This window comes from Micromonospora sp. NPDC050187, from assembly GCF_044459745.1.
In the GTDB taxonomy this organism is placed as follows: Bacteria; Actinomycetota; Actinomycetes; order Mycobacteriales; family Micromonosporaceae; genus Micromonospora.
In genome coordinates, this window is the sequence record NZ_JBITJH010000006.1 from 64811 (window position 1) to 83533 (window position 18723).

General features: G+C 70.6%; 16 protein-coding genes, 1 tRNA gene and 1 other RNA gene. 5 read left to right on the plus strand and 13 right to left on the minus strand.

Annotated elements, in window-relative coordinates; all coding sequences use genetic code 11:
- Positions 1–38: 38 nt before the first annotated feature.
- The 3 genes from ACIBJE_RS11925 to ACIBJE_RS11935 all read right to left on the minus strand — a co-directional run bounded on the left by ACIBJE_RS11925 (position 39) and on the right by ACIBJE_RS11935 (position 1965).
- Positions 39–482 (minus strand): hypothetical protein, encoded by a 444-nt coding sequence (locus ACIBJE_RS11925; RefSeq protein ID WP_396746877.1) that lies wholly within the window; start codon positions 480–482, stop codon positions 39–41.
- Between the two features lie 732 nt (positions 483–1214).
- Positions 1215–1287: transfer RNA gene (locus ACIBJE_RS11930), tRNA-Ala, on the minus strand.
- Positions 1288–1374: 87 nt separating this feature from the next.
- Positions 1375–1965 carry a YqgE/AlgH family protein gene (locus tag ACIBJE_RS11935; RefSeq protein WP_396747624.1) on the minus strand — a complete coding sequence of 197 codons (591 nt, stop codon included), beginning with the start codon at positions 1963–1965 and terminating at the stop codon, positions 1375–1377.
- 200 nt (positions 1966–2165) lie between these two features.
- Here ACIBJE_RS11935 and ACIBJE_RS11940 point away from each other — a divergent pair, with 200 nt between their 5' ends.
- Entirely contained in the window at positions 2166–2969 is an 804-nt protein-coding gene (locus ACIBJE_RS11940; RefSeq protein WP_396746880.1) for an S-methyl-5'-thioadenosine phosphorylase, read from the plus strand.
- A gap of 129 nt (positions 2970–3098) precedes the next feature.
- On the plus strand, positions 3099–4694 hold the full coding sequence (mdlC, locus tag ACIBJE_RS11945; protein ID WP_396746883.1) for a benzoylformate decarboxylase: 1596 nt from the start codon (positions 3099–3101) through the stop codon (positions 4692–4694).
- Between the two features lie 66 nt (positions 4695–4760).
- On the opposite strand, the gene ACIBJE_RS11950 is transcribed toward mdlC, so the two are convergent.
- The 8 genes from ACIBJE_RS11950 to pruA all read right to left on the minus strand — a co-directional run bounded on the left by ACIBJE_RS11950 (position 4761) and on the right by pruA (position 12485).
- Positions 4761–5696, minus strand: a complete 936-nt coding sequence (locus tag ACIBJE_RS11950; protein ID WP_396746886.1) for a hypothetical protein — start codon at positions 5694–5696, stop codon at positions 4761–4763.
- Positions 5697–5813: 117 nt separating this feature from the next.
- Positions 5814–6189, minus strand: a transfer-messenger RNA (tmRNA) gene (gene ssrA / locus ACIBJE_RS11955).
- 117 nt (positions 6190–6306) lie between these two features.
- The gene (gene smpB / locus ACIBJE_RS11960) at positions 6307–6786 is read right to left on the minus strand and encodes an SsrA-binding protein SmpB (protein WP_396746889.1); all 480 of its coding nucleotides are present in this window, start codon (positions 6784–6786) and stop codon (positions 6307–6309) included.
- A gap of 131 nt (positions 6787–6917) precedes the next feature.
- A complete protein-coding gene (ftsX, locus tag ACIBJE_RS11965) occupies positions 6918–7793 on the minus strand; it encodes a permease-like cell division protein FtsX (protein ID WP_396746892.1) in 876 nt (291 codons plus the stop codon).
- Between the two features lie 112 nt (positions 7794–7905).
- Positions 7906–8586: a cell division ATP-binding protein FtsE gene (gene ftsE / locus ACIBJE_RS11970; RefSeq protein WP_088980521.1), complete on the minus strand. Its 681-nt coding sequence runs from the start codon at positions 8584–8586 to the stop codon at positions 7906–7908.
- A gap of 119 nt (positions 8587–8705) precedes the next feature.
- Complete coding sequence (gene prfB, locus ACIBJE_RS11975; RefSeq protein WP_396746896.1) at positions 8706–9827, minus strand: peptide chain release factor 2; 1122 nt, start codon at positions 9825–9827, stop codon at positions 8706–8708.
- A 191-nt stretch (positions 9828–10018) separates the two neighbouring features.
- Positions 10019–10537 (minus strand): PadR family transcriptional regulator, encoded by a 519-nt coding sequence (locus tag ACIBJE_RS11980; RefSeq protein WP_396746899.1) that lies wholly within the window; start codon positions 10535–10537, stop codon positions 10019–10021.
- A gap of 319 nt (positions 10538–10856) precedes the next feature.
- Complete coding sequence (gene pruA / locus ACIBJE_RS11985; RefSeq protein WP_396746902.1) at positions 10857–12485, minus strand: L-glutamate gamma-semialdehyde dehydrogenase; 1629 nt, start codon at positions 12483–12485, stop codon at positions 10857–10859.
- Positions 12486–12847: 362 nt separating this feature from the next.
- On the opposite strand from pruA, the gene ACIBJE_RS11990 reads away from it, so the two are divergent.
- Positions 12848–13849: a hypothetical protein gene (locus ACIBJE_RS11990; RefSeq protein WP_396746905.1), complete on the plus strand. Its 1002-nt coding sequence runs from the start codon at positions 12848–12850 to the stop codon at positions 13847–13849.
- A gap of 33 nt (positions 13850–13882) precedes the next feature.
- On the opposite strand, the gene ACIBJE_RS11995 is transcribed toward ACIBJE_RS11990, so the two are convergent.
- Complete coding sequence (locus ACIBJE_RS11995; protein WP_396746908.1) at positions 13883–14392, minus strand: DUF6912 family protein; 510 nt, start codon at positions 14390–14392, stop codon at positions 13883–13885.
- A gap of 177 nt (positions 14393–14569) precedes the next feature.
- Here ACIBJE_RS11995 and ACIBJE_RS12000 point away from each other — a divergent pair, with 177 nt between their 5' ends.
- Both ACIBJE_RS12000 and ACIBJE_RS12005 read left to right on the plus strand, forming a co-directional pair.
- The gene (locus tag ACIBJE_RS12000) at positions 14570–14800 is read left to right on the plus strand and encodes a helix-turn-helix domain-containing protein (protein WP_396746910.1); all 231 of its coding nucleotides are present in this window, start codon (positions 14570–14572) and stop codon (positions 14798–14800) included.
- Between the two features lie 100 nt (positions 14801–14900).
- Positions 14901–15497 carry an Rv3235 family protein gene (locus tag ACIBJE_RS12005; RefSeq protein ID WP_396746913.1) on the plus strand — a complete coding sequence of 199 codons (597 nt, stop codon included), beginning with the start codon at positions 14901–14903 and terminating at the stop codon, positions 15495–15497.
- A gap of 198 nt (positions 15498–15695) precedes the next feature.
- On the opposite strand, the gene secA is transcribed toward ACIBJE_RS12005, so the two are convergent.
- On the minus strand, positions 15696–18614 hold the full coding sequence (gene secA, locus ACIBJE_RS12010; RefSeq protein WP_396746916.1) for a preprotein translocase subunit SecA: 2919 nt from the start codon (positions 18612–18614) through the stop codon (positions 15696–15698).
- Positions 18615–18723: the final 109 nt, after the last annotated feature.

Genomic DNA, 18723 nt, shown 5'->3' on the forward strand with positions numbered 1-18723 from the left:
GGCGCTGACGAGCTAGGGATCCGGCCAATGGCTTCGGGTCAGGTCCGCTTGCGGCTCGCGATCTCGTCAGAGAGCTGCTGCACATGGGCGGGGTCCGCGTCCCGGGCAAGGGCGACGTAGTGGTCCATGACAGCCGGCCGGTAGCGCACGGGCAACGTCTGTCCTGGGGCGAGTCGGGAGAGCTCGGTGATCGTGAGGTCTTCGTCTGCGATACCGCGGAACGAGATGCCGTCGGCGGTCTCCACGTCGAACATCAGGACCACGCGTGGACTGCCGTCGCTGCTGACCTCCCGCCAGTCGACGAGAACGCCGAGCGCAAGCGCCCCCGTACGCAATTCCGCATTGCGCTTCCGTGCATCACTGCTCAGGAGCGGGTTCGGGGCGACGCCCGGGAAGTCGGGCCCGACGCCGAGCGATTCCCGACTCAGGTCGGGCCTGAGCTGCGCCATCAGATCGTCGAGCTTCTTCTTGAAACCGAACATCCTGCCCCCTCCCTCACACCGGTGCCGGAATCTCGGCCTAGCGCTTCGCCCTCACCGCGATTGTACGTCACGGCCATTCCCGACCACCGTCGCATCGCCCCGTCCCGATGGGGGTCGCCGTCTGCGGTCGCGGACGGAACTTTTAACGGAGGCACGCGCTCTACGCGCCGAACTTGCCAGAGTGGACACGGACATCAAACTTGAATCTGCCGATTGGAAGTCGCTCGGGTCAGACGGCGAAGTATCTGCGCTCATTTCCTTCCGGTTTACGCAGGTCGACCCGTCTACAGGTCGCGTAACCTTCATTAAGGGAAGTAAGCACGAATGGCGCTTCCAGGCAACAAAAGAGCGGGGCATCGACGGTGGCTGGAAGATCTGCCGTGTCGACGCCCCGCCCTCGTGCGGAAATCATCTCCACTGCTACCGCCTAATGCCACGTCGACACTGCTGCGCCATACCGGCAGCACATGGTCCGCGCAGAGTGGCGCGACGCTCAAAGAGCTGATGGCGAGGATCGGGCATTCGAGCACCCGCGCCGCGATGATCTACCAACACGCGACCCGTGACCGGGATCACGCCATCGCCGCTGCCCTTGACGCTCTGATCGAGGAGGCAAGAGACACGATCAACGCTTGATCTGGCACGGATCTGGCACAACGCAGCGTTAGCAGGCCAGACGCAACGAACGCCCTGGTTCGGGATTCGGTCCCGTACCAGGGCGTTTCACAAGGGTGGAGCCGAGGGGACTCGAACCCCTGACCCCCACACTGCCAGTGTGGTGCGCTACCAGCTGCGCCACGGCCCCTTGCCGGTGTCCCCGGTCGCCCGGGCACGGACGAAACTATACACACACCGGCGCGCATGGTCATCTCGCGGGGGGTCACCCAGAAGGTCAGTTGAGCGACACGTCCGGCGGGAAGTGGGCTACGGCCGCCATCATCCCGCCCTGCCGGCGCAGCACCATCGGCCACAGGTCGTCGGGACGGTCGACGAAGGCGTCGCCGGGCAGGGCGTCCAGGACGAGCCAGGAGCCCTCCTCGATCTCCTGCTCCAACTGCCCGGCACCCCACCCCGAGTAGCCGGCGAAGACGCGGATGCCGGAGACGTTCTCCCGCATCCGCTCCGGGTCGACGGAGAGGTCGATCGTGCCCACCGCGCCGAGCACCTGGTGGAAACCCTTGAGCCGGCGGACCGGGTGGCGCATCCGGGCCAGGCAGATCGCCGAGTCGGGTTGCACCGGGCCGCCCTCGAAGAGCACCGCCGGATCCCGGGCCAACCCGCTCCAGTCGCCGAGCACGTCGGAGACGGGCACCTCGGTGGCCCGGTTGAGCACCACACCCAGCGCCCCGCCGGGCTCGTGCGCGACCAGCAGCACGACGGTGCGGTCGAAGTTGGGATCCTTCAGAGCCGGGGTCGCGACCAGCAACTGCCCGGTCATCGACGCCATCGAACGACCGCCGATCGCCTGTCCCTCTCCCTGCATACCGCCCATCCCCTAACCATGCCGCGACGCGGTCACGCCACCTGCGGAACCTCCTGCCAGGACGTCGCCGAGTGCACCGGGTCGACCCGGTGCACCGGGAGCGTCCGTGTTCTCAACGCCATGCCTGGCACCATAGCCTGCACCTTGCACGGTGGCTAAGGTCTGACCGGCCGGTAGTGGAACGAGTTTGGGGAGAATCGATGGATCCTACGGCGGAGATTGCGGTCATCGGCGGATCGGGCCTCTACGCCCTCCTCGACAACGCAGTGGAACACCGGGTGGAGACCCCGTACGGGCCGCCGTCGGACGCGATCACCGTCGCCGAGGTGGCCGGTCGGCCGGTGGCCTTCCTGCCCCGGCACGGACGTGACCACCGGCATCCGCCGCACCTGATCCCCTACCGGGCCAACCTGTGGGCGTTGCGTTCCCTGGGGGTACGCCGGGTGCTGGCGCCCTGCGCGGTCGGCGGGCTGCGCCCGGAGCTGGGTCCGGGCACCTTCGTGGTGCCGGACCAGCTGATCGACCGGACCAGCGGCCGGACGCAGACCTACTACGACCGGGGCGCGGTGCACGTCTCCTTCGCCGACCCGTACTGCCCCGCCGGCCGCCGCACGCTGCTGGACGCGGCGGCTGGGCGGGGGGTGTCGGCGGTCGACGGCGGCACGGTGGTGGTGGTCGAGGGGCCGCGCTTCTCCACCCGCGCCGAGTCCCGCTGGTTCACCGCGATCGGTGGCTCGGTGGTCAACATGACCGGGCACCCGGAGGCCGTCCTCGCCCGCGAGCTGGCGCTCTGCTACACCTCCATCGCCCTGGTCACCGACCTGGACGCCGGGGTGGAGGGCGGCCATGCGGTGACCCACGAGGAGGTGTTCCGGGTCTTCGGCGAGAACACCGACCGGCTGCGGGACATCCTGCTGGACGCGGTCGCCGCCCTCCCCGCCGAGCGGGAGTGCACCTGCGCCTCCGCGCTGGACGGCATCAAGCTGCCCTTCCCGCTGCCCTGACGCGGGTCGCCCCCCAGGGGGTCGTTGACGGATTGTCGGAATCATCCCCTCCCGTGCTGGTTAGATTCGTTCGGTCGGGGCAGCCCGCAGGCTGCCCCGACCACCGGACGAGGGCACGGAGGCCGACCGATGGCGACGGTCCGCGACACCAGCTACGAACTGCTCCGCGCCCTCGGCATGACCACCGTCTTCGGCAACCCCGGCTCCACCGAGCAACCCTTCCTCCAGGACTTCCCGGCGGACTTCCGGTACGTGCACGCCCTCCAGGAGGCCTCGGCGGTGGCGATGGCCGACGGGTACGCCCAGGCCACCCGCCGGCCCGCGCACGTCAACCTGCACACCGCGCCGGGCACCGGCAACGGCATGGGCAACCTGGTCACCGCCTGGCACAACCGCACCCCGCTGGTCGTCACCGCCGGCCAGCAGACCCGCCAGATGCTGCTGACCGAGCCGCGCCTGGCCAGCCCCCGGGCCTCCGAACTACCCCACCCGTACGTCAAGTGGAGTCACGAACCGGCCCGCCCGCAGGACATCCCGGCGGCGCTGATGCGGGCGTACGCCACGGCGGTGCAGCCGCCGGCCGGACCGGTCTACCTCTCCCTGCCGCTGGACGACTGGCACCAGCCGGCGGACCCGCCACCGCAGGTGCGTACGGTGGCGACCCGCTTCGCCCCCGACCCCGACCGGCTACGGGAGTTCGCCGGGATCCTGGCCGGCAGCCGCGATCCGGTGCTGGTGCTCGGCGCGGCCGTGGACCGCGCGGACGGCTGGCCGGCGGCGGTCGCCCTGGCCGAGCGGCTCGGCTGCCCGGTCTGGTCCGCCCCGGCCCCGGAACGGGCCGTCTTCCCCGAGGACCACCCCCAGTTCCGGGGAGTCCTCCCGTTCGCCATCGGCCCGCTCGCCGAACGGCTGCGCGGTCACGACACGGTGCTGGTCGTCGGTGCGCCGGTGTTCCGTTACTACCCGCACGTCCCGGGCGACCACCTACCGCCGGGAGCCCGGCTGCTGCACGTCACCGACGATCCCGGGGAGGCGGCCCGCGCCCCGGTCGGGGACAGCCTGCTCGGCGACGCCCGGCTCACCGCCGAGGCGCTGCACGACCTGCTGCCCCCGGCGCCACGGACGCCGCCACCGCCCCGCCCGGATCCGCCGTCCCCGGAGACCGGGATACCGCTGAGCGCGGATGCGTTCTTCGCCACGCTGGGCGGTCTCTGGCCCGCCGACGGGGTGCTCGTGCAGGAGTCACCGTCCAACCTGGCCGCGCTGCGCCGGCACCTGCGGATCCGCCGCCCGGCGTCGTACTTCACCATGGCCAGTGGCGGGTTGGGCTTCGGGTTGCCCGCCGCGGTGGGCATCGCGCTGGCCGAACGGGACACCGGACGCGGCCGGCCGGTGGTGGCGGTGATCGGGGACGGCTCGTTCCACTACTCGGTGCAGGCCCTGTGGACCGCCGCCCAGCTGGGCCTGCCGCTGGTCGTACTGGTCCCGGTCAACCGGCAGTACGCCATCCTCAAGGCGTTCGCCGAGCACAAGCGGACCCCCGGCGTGCCCGGACTGGAACTGCCCGGGCTGGACGTCACCGCGATCGCGGGCGGCTACGGCTGCGCCACGGCGGTGGCCGGCACCCCGGACGAGATCGCCGCGGCCCTCGCCGCCGGGCTGCGCGCAGACCGGCCCACGGTCGTCCCGGTGCCGATCGACACCGAGGTGCCGCCGCTGCTCTGAACGTCCCCTCCCGAGGGGCGGCCCGCGCCGGTTCCCGTCGCCGCCGCCCCGCCGGGGGACGGGCAGTCACCCGCCGAGCAACGACACCGGCGCCCCACCCACCACGTCCAGCACCGTGCGGGTGCCCAGCGGCGCCTTGAGCGTCGCGCTGACCGGCTCCAGCTTTAACTGGTCCGTGCAGACCCCGGTGCTCCGGACCACTCCGGCCCCGACCACCACCACGTCGTCGAACTCGGCGACCAGCGGCTCGATGCCGGTGTCGCAGGCGCCCACGCCGACCCGCCAGGTCAGCTCGGCACCCTCGACGGAGACGACGTTCTGGGCGGCGGCCAGTTCGGGGGCCGGCGGTCCGCTCGGACCGGCGCCCGCCGGCACGGCGGTGATCGCGCTGGGCGCCACGGCCACCCGGGCGACCGGTACGGCAAGTTCCTCGACGGTGAACAGCCAGGCCGGCACGGTGGCCTCGCCCCGGCTGGTGCGCAGCTCGGCGGTGCCGAGCTTGACCCCGGTGACGGTCAGCGGCGCGCAGGACACCACCGTGGAGGTGCCGGCGACCGGCCCGTCCGGGCCCGGCTCGACCGTCGGTCCGGGAACCTTCGGTCGGCCCTCGCACGGCGGCGGGTCCCCCAGGTCGATCTGCCGGTACGCCTCGGCGGCGCTGAGCAGTGGCACGTCGAGCGTGCCGTCCGGGAACCGGACGGTGCCCTCCGCCGGGCGGGTCGTGGGAATCGCGACCTGCTCCCGGTACCAGCCGGCCTGGAAGGCCTGCTCGGTCTCCGGGGAGAACTTCGGATCACCGGCGAGGACGGTGGGGCTCTCCAACGGGATGTAGCTGGTCGTCCAGGCGGGGCCGGGCTGCCACGCCTCGGCCACCTCGGCGGCCCGCCGCTGGAACGACTCCCAGCGGTCCTCCGGTTCGGCCGGCGTGGCCCCGTTCTGGGCGCAGCCGGTCAGGGCCAGCATGATCGGCAGGCCCAGCAGCAGAGTCACTCGTCGACGCATGCCGGTTCGACGTACGCCGACGCGTCTCCGGTTCCCACCGACCGCGATGTGCCGACGACTCCCCGCAGACGGCGATGCGCCCCGGTCCACTGGTGGGACCGGGGCGCATCACGGTGTCGGTGGAGGTGCCGGGAATCGAACCCGGGTCCTTCGCCGCCTTGTCAGGGCTTCTCCGAGCGCAGCTCGCTGTGCCTCTACTCGGCCCCTCCGATCACGCGAGCGAGTCGGTGTGACGGGCCCAGTCGCTGATTAATCTCGCCGCACGGACCCCGCGACCGGGTCCGATTGGCCAGCCTCCTAGCTGATGCCGGCTAACTGGGTCGAAGGCGCTCCCAGGCCGACAGACTCACTACTCGCCTCAGGCGGCGAGAGCGAAGTCAGCGCGATTGTTCTTGGCGCTTATTGGTTTCCGACGACCGATTCACGAGACGACGTCGGCTTCCTCGGCTCGCTTCCCCTGACGCCACGCACGAAGTCGAAACCAGTCACCCCCTCGAGTGGCTGCCCCTGTCGGCAGCTCCACCAAGCCTAACGCCTCCCGCAACGGGTTTCATCCCGAGCCCCACCCCGCGACCGGCTGCAGCCGACCATGGCGGACAAACGGGACGAATCACTCAGCCATTCCCTTACCTCGCCGACCCATCGCCCGGTTGATCTCCCGGTCCGCGTCCCGCTTGGCCAGGTCCTGGCGCTTGTCGTAGGCCTTCTTACCCTTGGCCAGCCCGATCTCGACCTTGGCCCAGCCGTCGGAGAAGTAGACCTGCAACGGCACCATGGTCAGCCCGCCCTCCCGGCTCTTGCCGATCAGCCGGTCGATCTCCAGGCGCTTGAGCAGCAGCTTCCGGGTCCGCCGGGGCTCGTGGTTGGTCCACGTGCCCTGGACGTACTCCGGGATGTGCATGCCGTGCAGGAAGAGCTCCCCGTCACGCTCCTGAGCGAACGCGTCCACCAGGGACGCCCGCCCCGCGCGCAGCGACTTCACCTCCGTGCCGGTCAGCGCCATGCCCGCCTCGTAGGTGTCGAGGATGCTGTAGTCGTGCCGCGCCCGGCGGTTGGAGGCGACGACCTTCCGCCCCTTCTCCCGTGGCATCGGCCACACCCCTTTCGTGATCGACCCGGCGGACAGCCCGCCCATGCTACCTGAACGGAAAGGACCCCCCGGCACCATTTGTTCCCGGTGCCGGAGGGTCCTCATCGCCCGGAGATGACCCGCAGAGGTAACTAGACCCGCAGGTAGAAGCGGAGCGTGACCCAGGCGGTGACCGCGCTGACCAGACCGCCCACGCCCGCCATCAGCGGGAACATGATCAGGATGTCGCCCCAGCTGACCGGGGAGAGCAGGCCCTGGAGGGACTGCAACGACCCGTCGAACAGGAACTGTTTGGCGCCGACCAGGGCGAGCAGGCCGAGCAGTGAACCGATCAGACCGGCGACCACGGCCTCCAGCACGAACGGCGCCTGGATGAACCAGTTGGAGGCACCGACCAGTTTCATGACCGCGACCTCACGCCGCTTGCTGTACGCGGCGACCTGGATGGTGTTGGCCACCAGGAGGAGGGCCGCGATCGCCATCACGGCGGCGGCGGCGAGCGCGATGTTCTGGATCGCGGTCAGGATGTTGAAGATCTTGTCGAGCAGCGCACTCTGGTCGACGATCTCGTCGACCGCCGCGTCGTCCTTGTACTGGTCGTAGATCGACCGGTACTCCTGCGGATTGGTCAGCTTGAGCCGGAACGACTCGGGCAGCACGTCCGCCTGGACGGCCCCGACCAGGTCCGGCGCGTCCTGGAACATCTGCTGGAAGCGCTGGTACGCCTCGTCCTTGTTGACGTAGACGACCTCCTCGACCAGCGGGTCGCCGTCCAGCTTGACGCGCAGCGAGTCCCGCGCCTCGGCGGGGACGTCGGTCTTGAGGAAGATCGACACCTCGATGTTCTCGTAGTAGAGCTCCTTCATGTCGGAGACCTGGCGGTACATCAGACCGCTGGCACCGAGCATGGTCAGGGACACCGCCATCGTGATGATCATGGCGATGGTCATGGTCACGTTGCGCCACAGTCCGACCAGCACCTCGGACAGGACGTATTTAACGCGCATCGGGCATTCCTCCGGGTCTCCGGCAAGTGTTCGTCGTCAGATCGGGCCGCAGGGCCCCGTTCCGGGGGCGGCGAGCCGCAGGCCCGCCGCGGGGGCGGCGGGCCGGGCAGGCTCAGCCGTAGACGCCGCGGGCCTGGTCCCGCACGATGCGTCCGCTCTCGATCTCGACGACCCGGCGACGCATCTGGTTGACGATGTTGGAGTCGTGCGTGACCATCACGACCGTGGTGCCGGTGCGGTTGATCCGGTCCAGCAGGCGCATGATCTCGATGGAGGTGTCCGGGTCGAGGTTTCCGGTCGGCTCGTCCGCCAGCAGGATCAGCGGCCGGTTCACGAACGCCCGGGCCACCGCCACCCGCTGCTGCTCACCACCGGAGAGCTCGTGCGGGTACCGGTGCTCCTTGCCACCGAGGCCGACGAGTTCCAGCACCTCGGGCACGACCCGGCGGGCGACCGCCTTGGTCTTGCCGATCACCTCGAGGGCGAACGCCACGTTCTCGTACGCGGTGCGGTTGGGCAGCAGCCGGAAGTCCTGGAACACGCAGCCGATGGAGCGCCGGAACTGGGGACGCTTCCAGGACCGCATCGACGTGACGTCCTTGCTGTTCACGATGACCCGCCCCTTGTTCGGGCTGACCTCGTGCAGCAGGAGCTTGATGATGGTGGACTTGCCGGAGCCGGAAGGGCCGATGAAGAAGACGAACTCGCCCTTCTCGATCGAGACCGACACGTTGTCGAGCGACGGGCGGGACGCCTTCGGGTACGTCTTCGTCACTTGCTCAAGCTGAATCACGGAGAGGGAGTCTACGCCGTGTGACGGGCGGGGCGTCCCCCACGCCCCGCCGACGCGTGTGGAGTCATCGATTTAGTAGGTTACGCGACAATCGATCAACGCGCTGCGCCCGGAGTCGATCACGCACCGTCAGCGGCGAGCTGCTGCTGCTTCCGCCACCGGACCCCCGCCTCGATGAAGGCGTCCAGCTCACCGTCGAAGACCGAGGTCGGGTTGCCCGTCTCGTGCTCGGTACGCAGATCCTTCACCATCTGGTACGGGTGCAGGACGTACGAGCGCATCTGGTCACCCCACGAGCCGGCCGCGTCGGTCTTGAGCCCCTCCATCTTGGCCTGCTCTTCCTGACGCTTGCGCTCCAACAGCCGGGCCTGGAGCACCCGCATCGCGGACGCCTTGTTCTGGAGCTGGGACTTCTCGTTCTGGCAGGTGACCACGATGCCGGTCGGGATGTGGGTGATCCGGACCGCCGAGTCGGTGGTGTTGACGCTCTGGCCGCCCGGCCCGGAGGACCGGTAGACGTCGATGCGCATCTCGTTCTCGGGGATGTCGATGTGGTCGGTCTGCTCCACCACCGGCAGCACCTCGACCCCGGCGAAGCTGGTCTGCCGCCGCCCCTGGTTGTCGAAGGGGCTGATCCGGACCAGCCGGTGGGTGCCGGACTCGACGCTGAGGGTGCCGAACGCGTACGGGACCTTCACCGCGAAGGTCGCCGACTTCAACCCGGCCTCCTCGGCGTACGAGGTCTCGTAGACCTCGGTCGGGTAGCCGTGCCGCTCGGCCCAGCGCAGATACATCCGCAGCAGCATCTCGGCGAAGTCCGCCGCGTCCACGCCGCCGGCCCCGGCCCGGATCGCCACCAGCGCCTCCCGGGAGTCGTACTCCCCGGAGAGCAGGGTGCGCACCTCCATCTCCTGGATGGCCTTGCCCAGCCCGGCGATCTCGGTCTCCACCTCGGTGAGCACGCTGGAGTCCGACTCGGCCTCGGCCAGCTCCAGCAGGACGCGGGCGTCGTCGAGCCGGGACCGCAGGCTGCCCAGCTTGCTGATCTCGCCGTTGACGTACGACAGCTGCGAGGTCACCTGCTGGGCGCGGGCCTGGTCGTCCCACAGGTCCGGCGCGGAGGCCGCCTGCTCGAGCCGGGCCTTGTCCTCGTGCAGCCGGTCGAGGTTGAGGACGGCCTCGATGTTGCGCAGGGTCGCGTCGAGTTCCTTGAGCTGTTCGGCGTAATCGGCAGCGGTCACGACAGCCAAGCGTACCGGCGGAAGCGGGCGGCGGGCCGGCGAGGCCCGCCGTCGGAGCGGAAAGCTTCCGGGCGAGGGGCCCGGCGGGCGTCGCCGGCCCCCGGTCCGGGGTGCCTGGTGGCGTCGTGCGGGTGGTCAGCGGGCTGGTACGACTCCACGGTCCGCGGGCGGGCCCGGCGGCGGATCGGCGCTCAGCCGGGGACCGGGGCGTTCTTCAGCCAGGTCAGGGCGGCCTTGTGGTAGGCGACCGCGAACTCCAGGGCGCTCGCGTCGAAGGAGGCGCCCTCCTTCTTGGCGTTGCGCACCTGCTCACGGACGTGCGCCAGCGCCTCGGTGTGGTATTCGTTCGCCGAGGTGTAGAGGTTGCGCAGCTGGGTCGCCGAGTGCAGTTCGCCGAAGGCGATCCGCAACGCGACCGGGTTGCGGATGGTGTCCTTGCCCGGCCCCTCCGCCAGCCAGCGGGAGAACGTCCGCTTCCCGGACGGGGTGATCGCGTACGGCTGGCTGGAGCGTGGACCGGGCTTACCCATCCGTACGAGTCCGCGCTCGGCCAGGACCGGCAACTCTCGGTAGACCTGACTGCGGGTCATCGACCAGTAGGGCGCCAGCCGGCGCTCGGCGGCGGCCATCAGTTGACCGCCTGTCATGGGACCCTCATGGAGCAGCCCGAGCAGGGCCGCCGCTGTGGGATTGATTCCGGAATCCGCCATGCCCATTACGCTGCCACTTTGCTGACCCGGCGTCCAGGATTTGGCGCAATCAGCACACCCCGTGACTTCCTATGTGCACTGTCGGAGGACGACAGTCCATTGAGGATGATCGATACATTGGGGAGCCTGGAGGACGCCTACCTATATGATCATTTGATTACGCAGGGTACATGAAACGCCTGACCCCATGTCCGTTTTCGTCTAGATTCCACCACGGCGGGTCAGTCCGACGGCATGCCGACGGGCCCCGCCCCGCCGATGGACGGCGGAACGGGGCCCGTCGGGACGACACGATCGGACGCGAGGCGCCCGGACGACCTCAGCCCATGTGCGGGTAGGTGTGATCCGTCGGTGGGACGAAGGTCTCCTTGATGGTGCGTGGTGACATCCAGCGGACCAGGTTGTGCCAGGAGCCGGCCTTGTCGTTGGTGCCGCTGGCCCGGGCACCTCCGAACGGCTGCTGCCCGACCACCGCGCCGGTCGGCTTGTCGTTGACGTAGAAGTTGCCGGCCGCGTACCGCATCCGCTCCGCGACCGCCTCCACCACCCGGCGGTCCGTCGCGAAGATGGACCCGGTCAGCGCGTACGGGGCCACCGACTCGGCCTGGGCGACCACGTCGTCGAAGCGGGCGTCGTCGAAGACGTGCACGCCGAGGATCGGCCCGAAGTACTCGGTGGTGAACGTCTCGTGCGTGCCGTCGGTGCACTCGAACAGGGTCGGCCGGACGAACCAACCCTCCGAGTCGTCGGCGGTGCCGCCGGCCAGCACCCGGCAACTGTCGTCAGAGGAGATCAGCTCCAACGCGGCGGCGTGCCGGTCGAACGCCTTCGCGTCGATCACCGCACCACCGAAGTTGGCGAGGTCGGTCACGTCGCCGTAGGTCAGCGACTCGGCGGTGGCGGCCAGCCGGTCCCGCAGTCCGCCCTCCCAGATGGACCGGGGAACGTACGCCCGCGACGCCGCCGAGCACTTCTGCCCCTGGTACTCGTAGGCGCCCCGGATCAGGGCGGTGTGCAGCGCGTCCCCGTCGGCGCTGGGATGCGCCACCACGAAGTCCTTGCCGCCGGTCTCGCCGACCAGCCGGGGGTAGCCCCGGTACCGGGCGATGTTGTCCCCGACGGTCCGCCAGAGGTGCTGGAACACCTTGGTCGAGCCGGTGAAGTGGATGCCGGCCAGGTCGGGGTCGGCGAGGACCACCTCGGAGACCTCCTCGCCCCGACCGGTGACCATGTTGATCACACCGGGCGGCAGCCCGGCCGCCTCGAACAGGCGCATGGTGAAGTGCGCCGCGAACTGCTGGGTCGGCGCGGGCTTCCAGACCACGGTGTTGCCGAGCAGCGCCGGGGCCGAGGGCAGGTTGCCGGCGATCGCGGTGAAGTTGAACGGAGTGATCGCGTAGACGAAGCCCTCCAGCGGGCGGTGGTCGAACCGGTTCCACACCCCGGGCGACGACATCGGCTGCTCCGCCAGCAACCTCCGCGCGAAGTGCACGTTGAACCTGAGGAAGTCCACGAACTCGCAGGCCGAGTCGATCTCGGCCTGGACCACCGTCTTCGACTGGCCGAGCATGGTGGCGGCGTTGAGCGTGTCCCGCCACGGGCCGGCGAGCAGCTCGGCCGCGCGCAGGAAGATCGCCGCCCGCTCCTCGAACGGCAGCGCCCGCCACATCGGAGCCGCGTCCAGGGCCGCCTTGACCGCCGCCCGCGCGTCCGCGTGGTCGGCGTGCGCGGTGACCCCGAGCACGTGCGCGTGCCGGTGCGGCTGCACCACGTCGATCCGCTCGCCGCCGGCCATCCGCTGCTCACCGGCGACGGTCATGGTCAGGTCAAGCCGCTCGGCGGCCAGTTCGGCGAGACGCCGCTGGAGCCGCTCCCGATCGGCACTGCCCGGCTCGTAGGCGCGTACCGGCTCGTTACGCGGTTCGGGTACGGAGAACACGGCGTCCATCACAGCTCCTGGCGATCTCGACGGCGGTGGCGAAACCGGACCCGCAGCCACCGACCGGACGGCCGGCCACCGGGCGTGACGCTTCACCGGATCGCGGCGACGGGACCTGCCGCGATTCTCCCACGACCGACCCCACCCACCTAGCCGGCCACGTCCCACCCGGATGAGGTGGGTGCAGGGGTCCCCTGCTCGGCAAAAAGCGGTAACAGGGGACCCCTGCTCACACCCGGGCCGGCCGGGCGGGCGGGCGCGTACCCTGGGGAGCCGGTGACCCGCTCGCCACCTTCCCGTACCCGTCGGAGACCGTGCCCGTACCCGTCGGAGGTGGGTCGCTGGCGCGCGTTCGCGTCGAAGGGGAGACGATGACCCAGCAGCCCGGCAGCTCGACGGCCGCGGACCCGGACCAGCCGGTCGACGGCCCGTCGGCCGGGGAGACCACCGTCCCAGCGGGTTCGCCGGCGGCTGCCCTCCTCGCGCTGCTCGCACTCGGCTGGCTGGCCGCCATGCTGTGGTCCACCCGGGCCGCGATCACGTCCGCGCAGGCCGGTGTCACGGCGGTCAGCCTCTCCGCGTACGCGCTGCCCGGGGTGATCTCGGCGGCCCTGGTCGCCGGCGGTGGGATGGCGCTCGCGGGGACCAACCTGCTGGCCCGCCGGGGTGTCGACCGGGCCACCCTCCGCTTCGTCACGGCCACCGGGGTCGGCCTGCTCGTCGGGCTGCTCACCGCCGTGACGATCAACCTCTTCTACGCCGACAACGCGACCACGAACGTGATCGCCGGCACCACCGCCGCAGCCGCCGTCGTCGGTGGCGCGCTGGCCGGCGCCCGCAACGCCCGGGTGGTCGGGGCCATGGTCGCCGCCACCCTCACGGTCCTGGTCTTCGTGGTCGCGTTCAGCCGGGTCCGCGATCCGCTGTTCGAGCTCTACGGCGGTGGCGGCACCCAGGAGGCCATGGTCGGGGCGGCCCGGTGGGTCTCCCGCACCGAGTCCCTGCTCGCCGGACTGGTGGCCGGTGTGGTCGCCTTCGGCTACCTCCACCTGGCCCGGCGCCGGGCACTGCGGCGGGACCCGGAAGCGCCGGCCGACCGGTGGCCGGCGTACCTGGTGGCCGGGGCCGGGCCGGGTCTGCTGCTGCTGCTCACCGAGGTGGTCCTCCGGATCGGCGGGCGCTCACTGCTCGACCTGGCCGCGGCGCTCAGCGAGGCGGACGCGGTGGCCCAGACCACCCTGGGCACCTCCCGGCTCGACAACGGCATCTGGGTGCTCTTCGTCGGTGCGCTCACCGCGATGATCGCCTTCGGCCGCACGCTCGGCCCGACCCCCGCCAACGACGAGGACGAGGACGAGCCGGCCGACGGCTGAGCGACCGCCGACGGCCCGAGGACCGCCCCGCGCTCAGGAGACGGTACGGAGCAGCAGGTCCAGCTCGGAGGGGTCGTACCACTCCAGTTCGTGGTCCTCCACCCCGTCGACCGTGAACTGGGCGTCCTCGTCACCGGCGAGTGCCCGGTCGACGACCGCCACGGCGGCGGTCACGTCCGCGGTCGCCTCCGCACCGTCGACGTGCAGGGCGGCGACCGCCTCCAACGGGACCGGCCGGGACAGGTGGACGACACTGGAGCCGAGTTCGCCGTCGGGCCGACCCAGCGCCCCGGCCGGCACGTCCACCGAGACCACCGCGCGTCGACGGGGCGCGGACGGGTCGTCGTGCAGCAGTCGCAGCGCGTCCTGGGCGGCCCGGGTGAAGGCGACGTACTCCAGCTCCTCCTCGTCACCCTCGGCGTACCACTCGCGCAGGCCGGGCGTGACCGCGTGCACCGCACCGGCCGGCAGGCCCTCGTCGCGCAGCCGGGTCAGCATCGGTACGGTCGCCGGCACGTACGCCCGGACAAGGTCGTCGGTCACGCTGGTCTCCCCGCTCGAGGCCGGCCGGTCCTCCGGCCGGGACGCCGGCCGTGCCGGACGCCGTGACCGTAGTACACCCGGCACGACCGGCGGAAAGGCATCCCCGCCCGGCCCGGTGCGCCCTGGGGCCCACCGGTGGCAAACTGAGGCAAACGCCGGCAACGCGAGGGGTCTGACATGGAACCGAGGTTCCTGCTGCTGTCCGACGTGGCGGCCGAGCTCAACGTCACCGACTCGCAGGTCTACCACATGGTCCGCAGCGGCGAGCTGCCCGCTATCAAGATCGGCGGGCGGGGGCAGTGGCGGGTGGAACGCGCCGGGCTGGAGGAGTACATCCAGCGCAAGTACGCCGAGACCGCCGAGTGGGTACGGGCCAATCCGCTCACCGAACGCGACGCCACCGAGTAGCCGTCCGATCACCGACGGACATTGACCGGAGCCGTTCCATGTCTGAAGATGGAGGCTGTCGGAGGCAAACGTAGGCAAACGAAGGAATGAAGGGGATCTGATGGTCGACTCCCGCAGTCCGGTGCCACCACGTCCCCCGGTCCGGTTGCGACCCGCGCCGCCCCTCGACCCGCCGTTCGCCGACGATCAGCTCGCCGATCTCTGGCCCCGTCCGTCCGCCGCCCAGCTCGCCCTCGACCTGGTCGACGCCGGCCGCCCCGGCCGGGGGCGGCCCGTCGGGCGAGCCACCCGCCGTCCCACCGCGCCGCGCCCGCCCCGACCGGCCGCTCCCGCCGTCGGGCCGCCCGCCACCGCCACCCCGGAGGCCACCCGGGCGGCGCACCGGTTCGTCGGCACCTGCCTGGAGGTCGTCAACGGCTACCGGCCGCCCGGCCAACTCCGACCACTCACCGACCCGCTGCGCACGGCCGCCGTGCTGGAACAGCTCGCCCTGGCTACCTCCCGGCTCGGGCCGGTGCGGCGACGCGCCACCCGCCCCATGGTGCGGCTACGCCGCCTCCGGGTGTGCCAGCCGCAGCCGGCCGCGATCGAGGCCGCCGCGGTGCTCGCCGCCCCGAACGGACGGAGCTGGGCGATGGCGTTACGCCTGGAGCGTCGTGGGCCGGGCTGGATCTGCGTCGTCCTCCAGATCCTCTGAGTCGTCCCCGCTCCCCCGGTCCGCACCCGGGAGCGTGAGCCGCAACCGGCGCGGAGTGTGCACCGCAGCCGGCCCGATGCGTAAGCCGCAACCGGCGCGGAGTGTGCACCGCAGTCCAGCCCCGGTCCAACCCCGGAGAACGCCGCGAGGGGCGCCCACCGCGTACGGTGGACGCCCCTCGTCGGTCGTGTTCGTCGGTCAGTTGCCGCCGTTGGGCGCGCCGTGGCAGCGCTTGTACTTCCGGCCGGAGCCGCACGGGCAGGGCGCGTTCCGGGACGGGCCGTTGCCCCCCTCGGCCTGGCCGGTGGGCGCCCGCCGGGCACTCGGGGTCGGGGCTGCGGGGCCACGCAGGCCGGCCGACGGACGGGACGGCGTGGGCCGCTGGGGAGCGGATCCACCGACGCCGAGCGCCGGGGCGGACTGGCGCGGCGGCTCGGCGGGCTGCTCCTCCGGCCGTTCCACGGCGACCGCACCCGCGCCGGCCTCCCCGTCGATGGTCGGCGCGGAGTACTGGAGGCCCTGCTGCTGCGGGGCCCGGTTGAGACCCTTGGCCCGGATCTCGACCGGCTTCTCCAGCAGCTGGACCTGCTCCGGCTCCGGCGTGGGCTCCTCGACCTGGACATCCAGGTTGTAGAGGAAGCCGACCGTCTCCTCCTTGATGCCGTCCATCATGGTGGCGAACATGTCGAAGCCCTCGCGCTGGTACTCCACCACCGGGTCGCGCTGGGCGTACGCCCGCAGGCTGATGCCCTCCTGGAGGTAGTCCATCTCGTAGAGGTGCTCACGCCACTTGCGGTCGATCACCTGGAGCAGGACCATCCGCTCCAGCTGGCGTACCGCCTCCTCGCCGAGGGACTCCTCACGGCGGTCGTACGCGGCGTTCGCGTCCTCCTTGAGCCGGCTGACCAGGAAGTCCTGGTCGATGCTGGCCCGCGAGCCGCCGACCTCCTCCTCCAGCTCCTCGATGGTCACGCCGACCGGGTAGAGCTGCTTGAGGTTCGTCCAGAGCTGTTCGAGGTCCCAGTCCTCGGCGTACCCGTCGCTGGTGGCCCCCACGACGTACGCCCCGACGACGTCGTCGATCATGTTGCGCACCTGGTCGGAGAGGTCCTCCCCGTTGAGCACGCGCAGCCGCTCGGCGTAGACCACCTGCCGCTGCTTGTTCATGACCTCGTCGTACTTGAGGACGTTCTTGCGGATCTCGGCGTTCTGGCCCTCGATCTGCGCCTGGGCGCTCTTGATCTGGCGGGTGACCATCTTCGACTCGATGGGCACGTCCTCGGGGATGTTGAAGCGCTCCATCACCGCCTCGACCGCACCGGCCCGGAACCGCTTCATCAGCTCGTCCTGGAGCGAGAGGTAGAAGCGCGACTCACCCGGGTCGCCCTGCCGGCCGGACCGGCCGCGCAGCTGGTCGTCGATCCGGCGGGACTCGTGCCGCTCGGTGCCCAGCACGTACAGGCCACCGGCGGCGCCGACCTCCTCGGCCTCCGCCTCGCAGGCCTGCTTCCACTTGGGCAGGATCTCCTCCAGCGCCTTGGCGTACTCCTCCGGCTCCTCGGCCGGGTCGAGGCCACGCTGACGCAGCTCGGAGGCGGCGAGGAACTCGGGGTTGCCGCCGAGCAGGATGTCCGTGCCACGGCCGGCCATGTTGGTGGCGACGGTGACCGCGCCCTTCCGGCCGGCCTGGGCGACGATCTCCGCCTCCCGGGCGTGGAACTTCGCGTTCAGCACCGCGTGCGGGATGCCGCGCCGCCGCAGCAGCGTGGAGAGGATCTCCGAGTTCTCCACCGAGACCGTGCCGACCAGCACCGGCTGACCGGCCACGTGCCGCTCGGCGATGTCCTCCACCACCGCGTTGAACTTGGCCTTCTCGGTCTTGTAGATCACGTCGGGGCGGTCCTGGCGGACCATCGGCCGGTGCGTCGGGATGCTCACGACGCCGACCTTGTAGACCTTGTTGAACTCGCCCGCCTCGGTCTGCGCCGTACCGGTCATGCCGGAGAGCCGGTTGTAGAGGCGGAAGTAGTTCTGGAGGGTGATGGTGGCCAGGGTCTGGTTCTCCTGCTTGATCTCCACCCCCTCCTTGGCCTCGATCGCCTGGTGCATGCCCTCGTTGTACCGGCGGCCGTGCAGGATACGGCCGGTGAACTCGTCGACGATCATGACCTCACCGTCGTTGACGATGTAGTCCTTGTCGCGCTTGTAGAGCTCCTTGGCCTTGATCGCGTTGTTGAGGTAGCCGACCAGCGGGGTGTTCACCGACTCGTACAGGTTGTCGATGCCGAGCCGGTCCTCGACCTTGGCCACGCCACGCTCGGTGACCGCGATGGTGCGCTTGGCGTAGTCGACCTCGTAGTCGCCCTCGCCGTCCTTGCCGGCCTGGAGGCGGGCCACCACCGTGGCGAACTCCTGGTACCACCGGGCGGAGTGCTCGGCCGGACCCGAGATGATCAGCGGGGTCCGGGCCTCGTCGATCAGGATCGAGTCGACCTCGTCGACCACCGCGAAGTTGTGGCCGCGCTGGACCAGGTCGTCGCGGGACCAGGCCATGTTGTCGCGCAGGTAGTCGAAGCCGAACTCGTTGTTGGTGCCGTAGGTGATGTCGCACTCGTACGCGGCCCGGTGCTCGGACGCCGGCCGGTTCGGCAGGACCACGCCGACGGTGAGGCCGAGGAACTCGTGTACCCGCCCCATCCACTCGGCGTCGCGCTGGGCCAGGTAGTCGTTGACGGTGACCACGTGCACGCCCTTGCCGGACAGGGCGTTGAGGTAGACCGGCATGACCGAGGTCAGGGTCTTGCCCTCACCGGTCTTCATCTCGGCGATGTTGCCGAAGTGCAGCGCCGCCCCACCCATGACCTGGACGTCGTACGGCCGCTGACCGAGCACCCGGGCCGCCGCCTCCCGACACACGGCGAACGCCTCGGGCAACAGGTCGTCGAGGGACTCCCCGTCGGCGATCCGCTCCTTGAAGTGGTCGGTCATGCCGCGCAGCTCGTCGTCGGTGAGGTTGACGTACTCGTCCTCGATCGAGCTGACGGCGGCGGCGATGGCCTTCAACCGGCGCACCATGCGACCCTCGCCGGCGCGAAGGACCTTTTCCAGAATCGACACGGATCAACGCTCCCCTAGACAGTCTCGAACCATCGTAGGCGCTCCATCGGCCCAATGGTCACTGGTGGCGTACGTGAGGTCCACGGAAACCGACATAAGACGCGCGTCA